Annotated in this window: 13 protein-coding genes; 9 read left to right on the forward strand and 4 right to left on the reverse strand. The window is 35.7% G+C overall.

The genetic code is table 11. From position 1 onward, the window contains the following. The first annotated feature begins 133 nt into the window (after positions 1–133). The 6 genes from AACY93_RS09160 to AACY93_RS09185 all read left to right on the forward strand — a co-directional run bounded on the left by AACY93_RS09160 (position 134) and on the right by AACY93_RS09185 (position 8,069). A complete protein-coding gene (locus AACY93_RS09160; protein ID WP_286852953.1) occupies positions 134–1,282 on the forward strand; it encodes an alpha/beta hydrolase-fold protein in 1,149 nt (382 codons plus the stop codon). 59 nt (positions 1,283–1,341) lie between these two features. Continuing rightward, complete coding sequence (gene radA / locus AACY93_RS09165; protein WP_286852952.1) at positions 1,342–2,700, forward strand: DNA repair protein RadA; 1,359 nt, start codon at positions 1,342–1,344, stop codon at positions 2,698–2,700. A 70-nt stretch (positions 2,701–2,770) separates the two neighbouring features. Further along, positions 2,771–6,175, forward strand: a complete 3,405-nt coding sequence (gene ileS, locus AACY93_RS09170; RefSeq protein ID WP_287005706.1) for an isoleucine--tRNA ligase — start codon at positions 2,771–2,773, stop codon at positions 6,173–6,175. 4 nt (positions 6,176–6,179) lie between these two features. Further along, positions 6,180–6,563 (forward strand): TraR/DksA C4-type zinc finger protein, encoded by a 384-nt coding sequence (locus tag AACY93_RS09175; protein ID WP_007646941.1) that lies wholly within the window; start codon positions 6,180–6,182, stop codon positions 6,561–6,563. Positions 6,564–6,741: 178 nt separating this feature from the next. After that, the gene (locus tag AACY93_RS09180) at positions 6,742–7,362 is read left to right on the forward strand and encodes a hypothetical protein (RefSeq protein ID WP_287005704.1); all 621 of its coding nucleotides are present in this window, start codon (positions 6,742–6,744) and stop codon (positions 7,360–7,362) included. Between the two features lie 86 nt (positions 7,363–7,448). Further along, positions 7,449–8,069: a lipoprotein signal peptidase gene (locus tag AACY93_RS09185; protein ID WP_007646937.1), complete on the forward strand. Its 621-nt coding sequence runs from the start codon at positions 7,449–7,451 to the stop codon at positions 8,067–8,069. On the opposite strand, the gene AACY93_RS09190 is transcribed toward AACY93_RS09185, so the two are convergent. Genes AACY93_RS09190 through AACY93_RS09205 form a run of 4 tightly spaced genes read right to left on the reverse strand, consistent with a single transcriptional unit; the run spans position 8,070 to position 10,935 of the window. Next, positions 8,070–8,633, reverse strand: a complete 564-nt coding sequence (locus AACY93_RS09190) for a 5-formyltetrahydrofolate cyclo-ligase (protein WP_287005701.1) — start codon at positions 8,631–8,633, stop codon at positions 8,070–8,072. Positions 8,634–8,639: 6 nt separating this feature from the next. Next, positions 8,640–9,614: a succinylglutamate desuccinylase/aspartoacylase family protein gene (locus AACY93_RS09195; RefSeq protein ID WP_287005699.1), complete on the reverse strand. Its 975-nt coding sequence runs from the start codon at positions 9,612–9,614 to the stop codon at positions 8,640–8,642. Continuing rightward, entirely contained in the window at positions 9,614–10,486 is an 873-nt protein-coding gene (gene rimK / locus AACY93_RS09200; RefSeq protein WP_007646933.1) for a 30S ribosomal protein S6--L-glutamate ligase, read from the reverse strand. Before rimK ends, AACY93_RS09195 begins: the two co-directional genes overlap by 1 nt. A gap of 20 nt (positions 10,487–10,506) precedes the next feature. Next, complete coding sequence (locus AACY93_RS09205) at positions 10,507–10,935, reverse strand: RimK/LysX family protein (protein ID WP_007646931.1); 429 nt, start codon at positions 10,933–10,935, stop codon at positions 10,507–10,509. A gap of 204 nt (positions 10,936–11,139) precedes the next feature. Between AACY93_RS09205 and uvrC the strand changes: the two genes are divergently transcribed. The 3 genes from uvrC (at position 11,140) to AACY93_RS09220 (ending at position 16,582) form a co-directional block, all read left to right on the forward strand. Continuing rightward, on the forward strand, positions 11,140–12,933 hold the full coding sequence (uvrC, locus tag AACY93_RS09210; RefSeq protein ID WP_287005696.1) for an excinuclease ABC subunit UvrC: 1,794 nt from the start codon (positions 11,140–11,142) through the stop codon (positions 12,931–12,933). After that, positions 12,930–15,161, forward strand: a complete 2,232-nt coding sequence (locus AACY93_RS09215) for a patatin-like phospholipase family protein (protein WP_287005694.1) — start codon at positions 12,930–12,932, stop codon at positions 15,159–15,161. Before uvrC ends, AACY93_RS09215 begins: the two co-directional genes overlap by 4 nt. Before the next feature lie 260 nt (positions 15,162–15,421). Further along, a complete protein-coding gene (locus tag AACY93_RS09220) occupies positions 15,422–16,582 on the forward strand; it encodes a homogentisate 1,2-dioxygenase (protein WP_287005692.1) in 1,161 nt (386 codons plus the stop codon). Positions 16,583–16,584 lie beyond the last annotated feature (2 nt).

Genomic DNA, 16,584 nt, shown 5'->3' on the forward strand with positions numbered 1-16,584 from the left:
AGGTAATTTATTACCTTGCATGGCATCCTTAACCATGTTAAAATGAAACATCCATGACCAAAAATTTTGTCACACAGTGGAATGATTATGGGGATGTTACATGTGACCTTTGAAAAACAATAAATATAAACACATGAAAAAACATATCTACTTATTAGTCTTTATTGCTTGTATGCAATTTATTGAAGCGCAAGTTATATATGAGCCATTTAACTCTGCAAAACTGGGTGAAACACGCGAAATAAAAATTCAACTCCCAAGAGGTTACGACGCGAATCCAGATAAAAAATATCCAATAATTATGGTGTTTGATGGCGATTATATGTTTGAAGCTGTTGCAGGAAACGTAGACTATTATGCGTATTGGGATGACATGCCAGACGCTATTGTGGTAGGTGTGAATCAAGTAGATAGCAGAGAGGCAGACATGTATTATTCTGAACAGAATTCCTTGCCTATAGAAACGGGTGCTGCTTTTTTCGAGTTTGTTGGAATGGAATTGATACCTCACTTAGAAAAAACCTACAGAACCGAAAACTTTAGAGTGGCTGTTGGTCATGGCGAAACAGCAAATTTCATTAATTACTATTTGTTAAAAGGCGATCCGTTGTTTAAGGCTTATATAGTAATAAGTCCAGATTTGGCACCAGAGATGACCAGCTATATTCCTGAAAGACTGACAAAATTTCAAACCAAAATATTTTATTATTTAGCAACCTCCAATAACGATGTGGCCTCTTTAAAAGCAGGTTCTGAAGCTTTAAACACGGCCATTTCAGGAATAGACAATAAAAATGTTCTTTACAATTTCAAAACACTGGAAGAGCCATCTCATTATGCTTTGCCTGCTTACGTGATTCCAGATGCCTTACAAAAAATATTTTTGGTCTATCAACCCATCAGCAAACAAGAATATAAAGACACTATTTTAAAGTTGGAATCTTCTCCTGTTTTGTATTTAGAGGAAAAATATCAAACCATACGCGATCTTTTTGGCATAGACAAACAAATTCTTGTAAACGATTTTAAAGCCATAGAAGCTGCCATAGAAAAAACAGAGCAATTTCAATATTATGAAGACCTAGGAAAAATAGCCAGAAAACAATATCCAGAAACCATGTTGGGAAGCTATTACTTGGCTCGTTTTTATGAAGAAACAGGAGAACCTAAAAAAGCCATGAAAACCTATCAATCGGCTTATGTTTTAGAGGAAATAGGAGGTGTTACCAAAGATTTGGTTCTTGAAAAAGCAGAAGAGATAAAAGCAGATTTTGGCTATTAATTTTTCCGATTTTTTTAAATCGATATAACCTCTCTCCAAAAATAGATAAGAAGAAGCTTATGGCTAAAGTAAAGACAACTTTTTTTTGCCAAAATTGTGGCACGCAATATTCCAAATGGCAAGGGCAATGTACAGCTTGCAAGGAATGGAATACCATAGCAGAAGAGGTGGTACAAAAAGCAGAGAAAAGCGATTGGAAAACAGCAACTTCAGCATCAAAACGTGTTTCAAAACCCTTATTAATTAACGAAATTGATGTATCCCAAGAAGCCAGGATGGTTACAAGCGACCAAGAATTCAATCGCGTGTTGGGAGGAGGGATTGTTCCTGGTTCATTAATATTGTTAGGAGGCGAACCTGGCATTGGAAAAAGTACCTTGTTGCTTCAAATAGCCTTAAAATTGGCTTATAAAACCCTATATGTTTCTGGCGAAGAAAGTCAGAAACAAATAAAAATGCGTGCCGAACGCATCAATCCAAATAGCAGCAATTGTTATATTTTAACCGAAACAAAAACACAAAACATCTTCAAGCAAATTGAGGCTTTAGAACCAGATATTGTAGTTATAGATTCTATTCAGACTTTGCATAGCGATTATATAGAGTCGTCTTCGGGAAGTATTTCCCAAATAAAGGAATGCACAACCGAACTGATTAAATTCGCAAAGGAAACGGCAACTCCAGTCATTCTAATTGGGCATATAACCAAAGATGGTAACATTGCTGGACCAAAAATTTTAGAACACATGGTTGATACGGTTTTACAATTTGAAGGCGACAGGAACCATGTGTTTAGAATATTGCGAGCCCATAAAAACCGTTTTGGCTCAACCAATGAGTTGGGAATTTACGAAATGCAAGGCTCGGGTTTAAGAGAGGTTTCCAATCCTAGTGAAATATTGATTTCCAAAAAAGACGAAGAACTGTCTGGAAATGCAGTTGCAGCAACTTTAGAAGGCATGAGGCCTTTAATGATCGAGGTTCAGGCCTTGGTAAGTACTGCAGTTTACGGAACACCACAGCGTTCGGCAACTGGTTTTAATGCCAAACGTTTAAACATGCTTTTGGCAGTTTTAGAAAAACGAGCAGGTTTTAGATTGGGAGCAAAAGACGTGTTTTTAAACATTACAGGAGGCATTACTGTGGACGATCCAGCAATCGATTTAGCAGTGGTTGCAGCCATTCTATCCTCCAACGAAGACGAAGCCTTGCCAAAAGATTTCTGTTTTGCTGCAGAGGTTGGCTTATCTGGGGAAATCCGTCCGGTACAACGTGTGGAACAACGTATCCTTGAAGCCGAAAAATTAGGCTTCTCAACCATTTTTGTCTCTAAATACAATAAAATATCCCTTAAAAACACGGTTATTAAAATTCAATTGATTTCTAAAATTGAGGATTTGGTAAACTTTATAGTTTAAAAACCTATATTTCAATGCCTATTTTACTAAAAATCATTATTTTCGCAGGTCGAAAAGAATGAATGATACAATGAGTACAAAATTCCCTGAATATAAAGGACTTGACTTGCCAAATGTAGCAAATGAAATAAGCAACTATTGGCAGGAAAATAACATTTTTGAAAAAAGCGTCACAACCAGAGAAGGCAACAAACCCTTTGTGTTTTTTGAAGGACCTCCTTCTGCCAACGGTTTGCCAGGTGTGCATCACGTATTGGCTCGTGCCATCAAAGATATCTTTCCTCGATATAAAACCATGAAAGGCTTTCAGGTGAAGCGTAAAGCTGGTTGGGACACACATGGATTACCTATTGAACTTGGTGTTGAAAAAGAATTAGGAATTACCAAAGAAGATATTGGGAAAACCATTTCAGTAGAAGATTACAACGCAGCCTGTAGAAAAGCAGTCATGCGCTATACAGATGTGTGGAACGACCTTACACAAAAAATGGGTTATTGGGTAGATATGGACAATCCTTACATTACCTACGAACCCAAATATATGGAATCTGTTTGGTGGTTGTTAAAACAGATTTATAACAAAAACCTCTTGTACAAAGGTTACACAATTCAACCTTATTCACCAAAAGCAGGTACTGGATTAAGTTCGCATGAGTTGAACCAGCCAGGAACCTATCAAGATGTTACAGATACAACGGTTGTTGCCCAATTTAAAGCAAAAGAAGACGCTTTGCCTGATTTCTTAAAAAATGAAGGAACAATTTACTTTTTGGCCTGGACCACAACACCTTGGACCTTACCAAGTAACACAGCGTTAACAGTTGGGCCAAAAATAGATTATGTGTTGGTTGAAACGTACAACCAATATACTTTTGAACCTATAAATGTGGTTTTAGCTAAGTCTTTAGTTAATAATCAATTCGATGGAAAATTTAAAAGAGTTGAAACAAAACCAGAATTATTAGATTATAAATCCGGAGATAAAAAAATTCCATATTACGTTGTCAAAGAATTTAAAGGGAAAGATTTAGTAGGAATCACCTACGAACAACTTTTGCCATATGCCTTACCAAACGACAATCCAGAAAATGCCTTTCGCATAATTTCTGGGGACTTTGTAACTACAGAAGACGGAACAGGAATTGTACATACAGCACCAACCTTTGGAGCAGACGATGCCTTGGTTGCCAAACAAGCCTCACCAGAAGTGCCACCAATGTTGGTGAAAGACGACCATGGAAATTTAGTACCTCTTGTGGACTTGCAAGGAAAATTCAGACCGGAAATGGGAGAGTTTGCAGGCAAATATGTAAAAAATGAGTATTACAACGATGGCGAAGCACCAGAGCGTTCGGTAGATGTGGAACTAGCCATTAAATTAAAAGAAGAGAACAAAGCCTTTAAGGTTGAAAAATACAAACACAGTTATCCAAACTGTTGGAGAACAGATAAACCCATTCTTTACTATCCATTGGATTCTTGGTTTATAAAAGTAACTGATGTAAAAGAACGTATGTTCGAATTGAACGAAACCATCAATTGGAAACCAAAAGCAACAGGTACAGGACGTTTTGGCAACTGGTTGGCCAATGCCAACGATTGGAATTTATCCCGATCACGTTATTGGGGAATCCCTTTGCCAATCTGGAGAACCGAAGATGGAAAAGAAGAAATTTGTATTGGTTCCGTAGAAGAGCTTAAAACTGAAATGAAACGTGCTGTTGAAGCAGGCGTTTTAGCAAAAGATATTTTCGAAGATTTTGAAGTAGGAGACAATTCTGAAGAAAACTATGCAAAAATTGATTTGCATAAAAATATCGTTGATGAAATTGTTCTAGTTTCAAAAAGTGGTCAACCCATGAAACGGGAAGCCGATTTAATTGACGTTTGGTTCGATTCTGGTTCCATGCCTTATGCACAATGGCATTACCCGTTTGAGAACGCCGACTTAATTGATGAGAAAAAGGCTTTCCCAGCCGATTTTATTGCAGAAGGTGTCGACCAAACTCGTGGTTGGTTCTATACCCTTCATGCCATTGCATCCATGGTGTTCGATTCGGTTGCCTATAAAAATGTGGTTTCAAACGGCTTGGTTCTCGACAAAAACGGACAAAAAATGTCCAAACGTCTTGGGAATGCCACAGACCCTTTTGAAACTCTATCCACTTATGGTGCCGATGCCACCCGTTGGTACATGATTGCCAATGCCAATCCTTGGGACAATCTAAAATTTGACGTGGATGGAATTGAGGAGGTTAAACGCAAATTCTTCGGAACGCTTTACAACACCTATTCTTTTTTTACTTTGTATGCTAATTTGGACAACTTCAGTTATACCGAAGCCGATATCCCTTTAAACGAAAGACCCGAAATTGATAGATGGATACTTTCAGAATTACATACCTTGATTCAAAAAGTGGATGCATTTTATGCAGACTATGAGCCAACAAAAGCAGCAAGGGTTATTTCAGATTTTACCCAAGACCATTTAAGCAATTGGTTTGTGCGTTTAAGCAGAAGACGTTTTTGGAAAGGGGATTATCAGGCAGATAAAATTTCGGCATATCAAACCCTCTATACCTGTATGGTTGCCATTGCCAAATTAGGAGCGCCAATTGCACCATTCTTTATGGATAGATTGTACATGGATTTAAATTCGGTTACCCAGAAGGAAGCATTTGAGAGTGTTCATTTAGCAGATTTTCCTGTGTTTAACAACAGTTATGTAGACAAGAGCCTGGAACGTAAAATGGAAGCTGCACAAATAATATCGTCTTTGGTTTTGTCGTTAAGGGCCAAAGAAAAGATTAAAGTGCGTCAGCCATTGCAGAAAATCATGATTCCTATTGATTCCAAACAACAAAAGGAAGAGATTTTAGCTGTTGCTAACCTAATTAAACACGAAGTAAACGTTAAGGAAATAGAACTCCTGGAAGACGCTTCAGATATTTTGGTAAAACAAATAAAACCTAATTTTAAAGCTCTGGGACCTCGTTTTGGTAAGGATATGAAATTGATAGCCAATACCATTATTGGTTTTACTGCTGAAGACATTAAAAAAATCGAGCAAAGTGGCCAAATTGAGGTTGAAATTAACGGAAAAAGTATTACTTTAGGACTTGAAGATGTAGAGATCACATCGCAAGACATAGAAGGTTGGTTGGTGGCCAACGAAGGCGCATTAACAGTTGCCCTGGATGTTACCATTTCTGAGGATTTACGAAAAGAAGGGATTGCTCGTGAGCTCGTTAATCGTATTCAAAATTTACGTAAAGATTCAGGTTTTGAAGTGACAGACAGAATAAACGTAATGCTACAAAAAGATGAAAAGATAGTGGATGCTGTACAAACAAATATGTTGTATATTAAAGCAGAAACTTTAACAGAAGAATTAGAAATTATAGATCAAGTAAATAATGGTATAGAAGTTGTATTTGACGATGTAAACACCAGATTATTTATTCAAAAACATTAAGAACATGGCAGAAGAATTAAACGTTAGGTATTCAGACAAGGATTTAGCAGAGTTTAAAGCATTGATTCAAGAGAAAATTGAAAAAGCAAAACACGATTTAGATTTAATAAAAAGTGCATATATGAACGACTTAAATAATGGAACAGACGATACGTCCCCAACTTTTAAAGCGTTTGAGGAAGGTAGTGAAACCATGAGTAAAGAAGCTAATTCGCAGTTGGCCATAAGACAGGAAAAATTTATTCGTGACCTTAAAAATGCGCTTATTAGAATTGAGAACAAAACCTATGGTGTTTGTAGGGTAACAGGAAAACTAATAAACAAAGATCGTTTAAAATTGGTACCTCATGCAACCTTAAGTATTGAAGCCAAAAATATGCAGCAATAAGATTCCAATTAAAAAAAGGATACCATTCAATAAATCTAAACGCTTCAAGAAATGAAGCGTTTTTTCATTTTTTTAAATTTTATCAAGACCCTGTGGTCTAGCTACTTAAATATGTGATAGATGTGGTCATTGTTTGCCAAATGCCCATTATGGGCTTTTATAATTTTATTTTTGCAATATGAAAAAGGTTCTCTACCTCATTCTCTTTTTTTTGGCTTTGCAGGCCCAGGCTCAAAAAGTAACCAATAAATCGTTTTCTTCCAAAGGGGTTTCTACATTGGTAATTAATGGAGATATGGTTTTTAAAATGCATATTGAAACAGCAAAAACCCAAACCATATCCATACGATCTTTAGCAGAAGGAGAACATAGCGAAGAGGTTGTTTTAATCACCCAAATTAAAAGCAATACGCTTTATATTTCCAGTATATATCAGCCTTTATTTGTTGCAGACAATGATAAACTGAGTGCACACAAAGTACTTTCTGTAGAATATAAATTAGTGATTCCAGAACAATTGAATTTATCCATTTCCAGTAGTATAGCATCGGTATTTTTGTTTGGCAATTACAATAAGGTAACCACAGAACTCATGAATGGCTCCTTTTTTGCAAAGAGCTTTAAAGGAGACCTTTTGGTAAATACCATTCATGGAGATATTGAAGTGGAAACCCATCAAGCTACTGCTGAGGCTTCAAGCAAACATGGGAAAGTAGATCAAGCCGTTTTGGGGAACGGAAACAACCAAATAACCTTAAATTCAATAAACGGCAACATAAGGATAAGCAAATCTGAATAATATGTTTATTTTTGCTCAAAGATTTCAACTACCATTAAAAAGGTTTCCACTTTCCTGTCTGCCAACAGGCAGACGTTCTATATGTTATGACCCTAAAAAAATCCATTCTTTTTATCGTTCTTATTTTGTTCATAGACCAAATAAGCAAAATTTATATTAAAACACATTTTGTTATTGGCGAAGAGCTAAAAGTACTGTCGTGGTTTAGAATTTATTTTGTGGAAAACGATGGCATGGCTTGGGGAACCAAATTGAGTGATTTTATATCTTTTATTTCTGATAGAACAGCTAAATTATCTTTAACTATTTTTAGGATAGTAGCCATTTTTGGCATTGGCTACTGGTTGTATGATGCCGTAAAAAAACAACAATCACCTGTGCTTATTTGGGCCATTGTTTTCATTTTTGCAGGCGCTTTAGGTAATATTCTAGACTCCGTTTTTTATGGCGTTTTATTTAATGACAGTTTTGGGCAAGTAGCTTCTTTCTTGCCTCCAGAAGGGGGTTACGATACATTATTGCATGGTAAAGTGGTGGATATGCTTTATTTCCCTATTTGGAAAGGCTATTTGCCGGAATGGTTGCCGTTTTATGGAGGACAATATTTCACCTTTTTCGAACCTGTTTTCAATGTGGCAGATGTAGCCATTAGTACAGGTTTTGGGTTGCTTGTCTTTTTTAATAAAAAAGCATTCTCCAAAGACTGATTAAAATCTATAAACCTGTTTAGGAGTCACGCAATAATCCAAAGCCATGTCACCCTTAAAAATATCTTCAATTTTAGTTTCTGCTTCAAAAAAAGACACCCCAATTTTAAGGGTTTCCGGTTTGCATTCAGCTAAAAAAGAATCATAAAAGCCTTTGCCATAACCAACTCTATGGCCTTCCTCATCAAAAGCAAGAAGAGGTATAAAGACCACTTCTAGGTTTTGTGCAGGAACCTCAATTCCATCTAGTGGTTCTGGAATGTTGTATGCGTTTTTCTTGATTACGGTACTGTCTGTTAACAGAAAATGGATCATTGTGTTTGTAGTGAAATCGCTTTTGGAAATCACAATATGTTTATCCTTGCCTGAAAGTATGTTCAATAAATAATCGGTATTTACCTCTTTAAGTTCTTCAATGGAAAGAAAAATATGATAAAAAGAAAAATCCCAAATAGGAAGCGTTAAAAGCCTATTGGCAATCTGCAGGCTAAACTCTTCAACAGTTTCAGAAGATAATTCCTGACGTTTAAGCTTATAGGTTTTTCGCAATTCGGCTTTGGTCATATAAAATTACTTTTTCAATTTGGTGGTAATATGAAACAGGGCATCCCCTTGATACACAATGGGAGATTCATTCACATTAATGATATAACCAGTATGGTTTGCTTTAACAAAATGGTTAAATTGACCATATGGATCTGTAATATTTCCAATAATATCACCTTTTGTTACTTTTGTACTTATAATAGCAGAAGCTTTAAACATACCAGAATAATTAGCACGTTGCCATTTTCCACCTGTTATAAACAGACTTTCTTTTTTTGGTGCTGTAACCTTGAATTTGGTTTGCAACATGCCAAAATGGTGCAAAATCCGTTTGGCTCCATTTACAGCAGTATTGGTCACGTTATTATCTATGTGAAACGATTTGCCTCCTTCAAACAACAACATGGTTTTGCCCAATTTAAAACAAGTATTCCTAAAAGATTTTTTTAAATGTTTGGAATAAAGCACAAAAGGGGCTCCAAAAATTTTTGCCAATTGATCCAATTCCGGATTGTTTTTAGCAATACGTATTTGAGGCGCGTTAAATCTGCCAGCACCACCTGTATGGAAGTCTAAGATAAAGTCTACTTCTGTAACTATCTCAGTTGTTAACTCAAAAGCCACACGACTGGCAAGTGAGCCTTTCTTTATCCCTGGAAACACTCTGTTTAAATCCCGACCATCTGGGAATTCACGTTTTAAGTTTATAAACCCAAATACATTTATAATAGGCATGCAGATAATGGTGCCACGTTTAGGTTTGTTGATGCCTTTGGCTATTAATTGTCTTACAATTTCAACACCATTTACTTCATCTCCATGAATACCAGCCGTAAATAAAACCACAGGACCTGGTTTTTTGGAGCGTTCTACAAAAACAGGCACATCTATACTAGAGGTAGTATGTAAATTGGCCACTCCAAAATTGAGCTCGCAACTTTCACCAGCTTTTATTTTTTTACCTAAGATGGTTATATATTCTTTATGAACAAATTCCATTATCTGTTTTTTTCTATGTAAGTAATAATAGCTTTTGCAATATTTCTTCCTGTTGCGCCTTCTATACCTTCCAGTCCAGGTGTGGAATTAATTTCCAAGAGTAAAGGACCACGAGCAGATTGCAACATGTCCACGCCACATACAGGAAGCTTTAAGGCTTTGGCAGCATTCATGGCTAATTTTAATTCTGCATCGCTTAGTTTAATGATTTTTGCAGAGCCACCACGATGCAAATTGGATCTAAATTCGCCTTCTTTTCCTTGGCGTTTCATGGCGCCAACAACTTGTCCATCTACAATCAAAGCTCTTAAATCGGCTCCTTTAGCTTCTTTAATAAATTCTTGAACGATAACCCTGGCTTCTAGTCCGTTAAAGGCTTCAAGAACAGATTCGGCTGCGTTTTTTGTTTCAGCCAAAACCACACCCAAGCCTTGTGTGCCCTCCAATAGTTTTATTATTACAGGAACACCTCCAACATGCGCTATCACTTCTTCAACATCCCTGGAATAATTTGTGAAAACGGTTTTGGGCATCCCAATACCAGCCTTGCTTAAAAGTTGTAGACTTTTTAGTTTGTCCCTGGAACGCAAAATTGCTCCAGAAGATACAATGGAAAACACATTCATCATTTCAAACTGTCTCACTACGGCACAGCCATAAAATGTTATGGAAGCTCCTATTCTTGGGATAATGGCATCTACATAATCTAAGTATCTATCTTTGTAATAAATGGTTGGTTTTTCTTTTTCAATAATGATATCGCATTTTAAAGGGTCGATGACTTCTACTTTATGTTGTCGTTTTCGTCCTTCTTCAATCAATCTTTGGGTGGAATATAAATGAGGGTTTCTTGATAAAATAACAATATTCATGGGTGTGCTTTGTTAAATAATTAGATGGCTTGTTTTTTGTTGAATGATACGTGATGCAAATCTACATCCACCAGAAATTTTTTACTTAGAAATTGCCTTCCTATTAAAACAGGAAATTTCATATCGTCCCTAGTGCTTAATGTTAAGTTTATTTTATAGGTTTTGTTAAAAAATACCACTTCAGATTTTATTTTAAACCGGTTTTCTTTATAGCCGTTACTGCTTTTTACATCTGTTTTGGAAAAGCTATCGAAAACAACTTGTTTACCACTAAAATTAGGGTGTCCCTTACTGTAAAAGGTACACTTTAGTTTTTCGCCTTCAACAATTATTTCTGAACAGTGTATGGCAGAGGTATATGCGCCAGTATCAATTTTGGCGTCAATATTATATAAATTTAATTTTGGAAAGTCTATTTTATCAACTCTTCCAATTATAAGTTTTTCCATTTAAACGTATTAAAAAAAAGTGGAGCAAGTTACTTAAATAGTATTCTGAAAATAGGGATTTATTCATTTATTTTAAAAATAATTAACCTCGTTTTTTAAAACTAAAAAAATTAAAAGAATTACCTTTGGTAAAAGCTGTTAAATTAATGATTCTATCTTCAATAGTTTCATCCATACATAAATTAAATAGACCAAATCCTTTTAATGAGCAAAACATCGCTTGAAATACAAATACAAACCTTACCAAATGAACCTGGCGTGTATCAGTATTTTGATGCAAATGGAACTATTTTATATGTAGGAAAAGCCAAAAACCTAAAAAAAAGAGTCAGTTCTTACTTTACCAAGCAACACGATTATGGTAAAACCAAAGTGCTTGTAAAAAAAATAGCTAGCATTAAGCACATAGTTGTAAACACGGAAACCGATGCCCTTTTATTAGAGAACAATTTAATAAAAAAACACCAGCCAAGATACAATGTCATGTTAAAAGACGACAAGTCGTATCCATGGATCTGTATTAAAAACGAACGTTTTCCCAGGGTGTTTTCTACCAGACGCGTTATTAAAGACGGCAGTGAATATTTTGGACCATACACAAGCATGAAAACAGTAAGTACCTTGTTGGATTTAATAAGAGGCTTGTACAAATTAAGAACCTGTAATTACGATCTGTCCAAAGAAAAAATAGAAGCCGAAAAATACAAAGTATGCTTGGAATACCATTTAGGGAATTGTAAAGGTCCTTGCGAAGGGTTTCAAACCCTTGAGGATTACAATGAAGGAATTGCTGCCATAAAAGAAATTTTAAAAGGGAATTTTAAAGATTCCTTATCACAATTTAGACAACAGATGGCCCAATTTTCTGAAAATATGCAATTTGAAGAAGCGCAAATTATTAAGGAAAAAATAGAGATTCTAGAAAATTACCAGGCAAAATCCACCATTGTCAACCCTAAGATAAGCAATGTGGATGTGTTTTCCATTGTTAGTGACGAGAGCTACGCCTATGTTAATTTTTTACAAGTGTCTTATGGCTCCATCATTCGTTCACATACTTTGGAGATTAAGAAAAAACTTCAAGAATCAGACAAAGAATTACTGGAATTGGCCATCATTGAATTAAGACAGCGTTTTCACTCCAATTCGAAAGAAATTTATGTACCTTTTAAAATTAATTTAGGTGAAGACGTGAAGGTGTTTGTTCCTCAATTGGGAGACAAAAAACATATTTTGGACCTATCCATTCGTAATGCCAAATATTATAGGCTGGAACAATTAAAGCAAGTAAAAATTGTAGATCCAGACAGGCATGCCAATAGGATCATGGCTCAGATGAAAGCCGATTTACGCCTAAAGGAGGAACCCAGGCACATAGAGTGTTTTGACAACTCAAACATTCAAGGTACCAATCCAGTTGCTGCTTGTGTGGTTTTTAAAAATGGCAAACCCAGCAAAAAGGACTATAGGCACTTTAACATTAAAACAGTTGAAGGACCAGACGATTTTGCGTCTATGGAAGAAGTGGTTTACAGACGTTATAAAAGATTGTTGGACGAAGGAAGTCCACTCCCTCAATTAATTATTATCGATGGAGGAAAAGGACAACTTTCCTCGGCATTGAAAAGTTTGGATGCCTTGGATTTGAGACAAAAAATTGCAATCATCGGAATTGCGAAACGTTTGGAAGAATTATTTTATCCAGACGATCCAATTCCCTTATATTTAGATAAAAAAAGTGAAACCCTAAAAATCATCCAACAACTTAGAAACGAAGCTCACAGGTTTGGCATAGAACACCATAGAAATAAAAGAAGCAAAAGCGCTTTAAATACAGAGCTGGAAAGTATTCCTGGAATAGGAGAAAAAACCATTGTGGAGCTCTTGAAGGAATTTAAATCCGTAAAACGGATTTCACATGCCAAGTTAGACGAGTTAGAGGATGTTGTAGGTGTTTCAAGAGCTCAAAAAATTTATAATTACTACCATAATTCATGAAATACCTAGTTATTGTCGTTTCTTTATTTTTTACCAGCGTAATGTTCTCTCAGGAAAACACCAAACAAGATGTAAAAATTGGTGTTGTATTAAGTGGAGGAGGCGCCAAAGGCTTGGCACATATTGGAGCTTTAAAAGTTATAGACAGTCTGGGTATTCGGGTAGATTATATTGCAGGAACAAGCATGGGAGCCATTATTGGTTCTTTGTACGCTTCTGGTTATACTGGAAAAGAAATTGATTCTATTTTTAAGGATGTGAATTTCGATAAAATTATAAACGACGACTTGCCTAGAGCTGCCAAGACCTTCTATGAAAGAGATAACTCAGAAAAATATGCCGTAACATTGCCATTTGAGCATTTTAATTTAAAATTGCCAACAGCCTTGTCCAAGGGACAAAACACGCTAAGTTTACTTTCTAAACTCACTTTGCATGTTAGCGATGTGGAAGACTTTAGCAAGTTGCCAATTCCGTTTTTCTGTATAGCTACAAACGTGGAAACCGGACAAGCTGTAATTTTGGACAAAGGAAACCTGCCCCAAGCCATTACGGCAAGTGGCGCCTTTCCGTCATTATTTCAACCAGTTATTATAGATGGTCAACTTTTAATTGATGGTGGAGTGGTCAATAACTATCCCATAGACGAATTAAGGGCCAAAGGAATGGATTTGATTATTGGTGTGGATGTGCAAGACGATTTGGCCTCCAGGGACGATTTAAAATCTGCATTGGACATTCTGCTTCAAATAAATAATTACCGAACCATCAATGATATGAAGCAAAAAGCCAAAAAAACAGATATCTACATAAAACCGGATATTTCAAACTTTACTGTGGTTTCTTTTAGTGACGGAAGGGAGATTATAGATAATGGTGAAGCAGCAGCCTTAAAAGAAATGGATGCTTTAAAGCATGTGGCTTCTATGCAAACCCAAAAAAAGACCAAACATATAACTATAAAATCTGTAGACAGTATTAAAATAAATGCCATTTATGTTGAAGGAAATAAAAAATATACAGATGCATATGTTTTAGGGAAACTTAAATTTAAACAAAACGTTAAGTTACAATACAACAGTTATGTAGAAGGGGTAAACAACTTGGCTGCTACCAATAACTTTGAGAGCGTTGTGCATAAATTACAACCTTCAAGCAATAACGAGGGTTATGATATGTATTTGACACTAAAGGAAAGCTCCATTACAACTTTTTTTAAATTTGCTGTTCATTATGACGATCTCTATAAAACAGCTGCTTTGGTCAACCTGACCAAAAAGCAATTACTGATTAAAAACGATGTGCTGTCTTTCGATTTTATATTTGGGGACAACATTAGGTATAATTTTGAATATTATATAGATCAAGGGTTTTATTGGAGTGTTGGTTTAAAATCCAGTTACAATCAATTTAAAAAAGTGATACCAGCAACAGCACTTTTAACAGACGATGAATTGCAAACCCTTAATGTAAATAAATTGGATGTGGAATTAAAAGACCTTACCAATCAGTTTTATTTGCAAACCCTTTTTACCAAAGATATGTCCTTGTCACTTGGGGCAGAACATAAACGATTGAAAATTACAACCGAAACCGTTTTAACTGGCAACAATGATAAAAAAACCATTTTTGAGAACAGCGATTATTTAAGTTTGTTTGGTAAATTAAAATACGATTCTTACGATAATAAGTATTTCCCCAACCAAGGGTTTTATTTTGATGGAGACTTTCATCTTTATCTGTATTCTTCAGATTTCAACAATAACTTCAATGAATTTTCCATTGCCAAGGCAACCATTGGCTATGCCTATAGCTTTTCAGATAAACTAACGGCAAACATCACTACTCAAGGAGGTTTTAACATTGGCGAAAACGACAACCCTTATTTAAATTTTGCCCTTGGAGGTTATGGAAACGACTTTATAAACAATTTCGAATCGTTTTATGGTTACGATTTTATCTCGCTTTCAGGCAATAGTTTTGTAAAAGGGGTTTTAACCTTGGATTACGAAATTTTCAAGAAAAACCACATCAATATTGCTGCCAATTATTCCAATATTGCAGACAATATTTTTGACGATGGTGAATGGTTTACATCCCCAGATTATTCAGGTTATGCCATAGGTTATGCCATGGAAACCTTTGTTGGACCAATAGAGTTAAAGTACACTTACTCTCCGGAAACCAAAGAAAGCATTTGGTTTTTTAATTTAGGGTTCTGGTTCTAATCTAGTTTTCCACTCCTTCCAAAATGGAAAATTGTTAAAAACGATATGTCATAAATATTTCCGATATTTGTAGAACTATGAAACATTTTTGGTCAGGTTTATTATCACATCTTCAATTTCTTATCAAAAGAAATCCAGAATAAATAGGCACATTTTGTATCTTTATATAAATTTATTTTATTGTATTGAGGGTTTTTTGAGAGAGAGTTAACCTTTTCCCTCAAACCCTTTTATAAGTAACCCATAATATTTTAAAACCAATGCCATTTTATCATAAATTAGGAAACATACCTCCTAAACGACACATACAGTTTAGAAAACCAGATGGAACACTTTACAACGAACAGCTTTTTGGAACAATTGGTTTCGACGGAATGTCAACAAATTCATACCACGAGCAAAGACCAACACAGGTTAAGGCTATCAAAAAACAGTATAGCGTAGCGCCAAAAATAGCCAAAGAAAACAGCATTCAATCCTATCGGTTTAGAGGCTTTCAAATAAAACCGGAAAACGATTACCTGGAAAGCAGGAAAACAGTACTTACCAATAGCGATTGCAGCATCATTCTTGCTGCTCCAAAACAGTCTACGACAGATTATTTTTATAAAAATTCCGATGCAGACGAGCTCATTTTCATCCATAAAGGCACAGGAAAATTGCGTACTCACCTTGGGAATTTGGATTTTAAATATGGAGACTATTTATTGGTGCCTAGAGGAACCATTTATAAAATAGATTTTGATACAGAAGATAACAGGTTGTTTATAGTGGAGTCCAGAAGGCCCATCTATACCCCAAAACGTTATAGAAACTGGTTTGGACAGCTATTGGAGCATGCACCTTTTTGTGAAAGGGATATTCGTCAGCCTCAAGAATTGGAAACCTATAACGAGAATGGCGATTTCTTGATGAAAGTTAAAAAACAAGACGATATTTTTGAAATGGTTTACGCATCACATCCATTTGATGTTGTTGGTTATGATGGTTACAGCTATCCTTATGCGTTTTCTATTCACGATTTCGAACCCATAACAGGTCGTATCCATCAACCACCTCCAGTACACCAAACTTTTGAGACAGATGCCTTTGTTGTGTGCAGTTTTGTGCCAAGGCTTTACGATTATCATCCGTTGGCCATTCCTGCTCCATACAACCATAGCAATATTGATAGTGATGAAGTCCTCTACTATGTAGATGGCGATTTTATGAGCAGAAATGATATTGATGCTGGACACATTTCCTTGCATCCAGCAGGTATTCCTCATGGGCCACATCCAGGAGCAGCAGAACGAAGTATTGGAAAAGTAAAAACAGACGAGTTGGCAGTGATGGTAGACACCTTTAAACCTTTAAAAATCACAGAAGAAGCATTAAAAATAGCAGACGAAGATTACTATAAATCTTGGTTGGATAATTAAAA

The sequence above is a fragment of the uncultured Xanthomarina sp. genome (assembly GCF_963971605.1).
GTDB classification, from domain to species: domain Bacteria; phylum Bacteroidota; class Bacteroidia; order Flavobacteriales; family Flavobacteriaceae; genus Xanthomarina; species Xanthomarina gelatinilytica.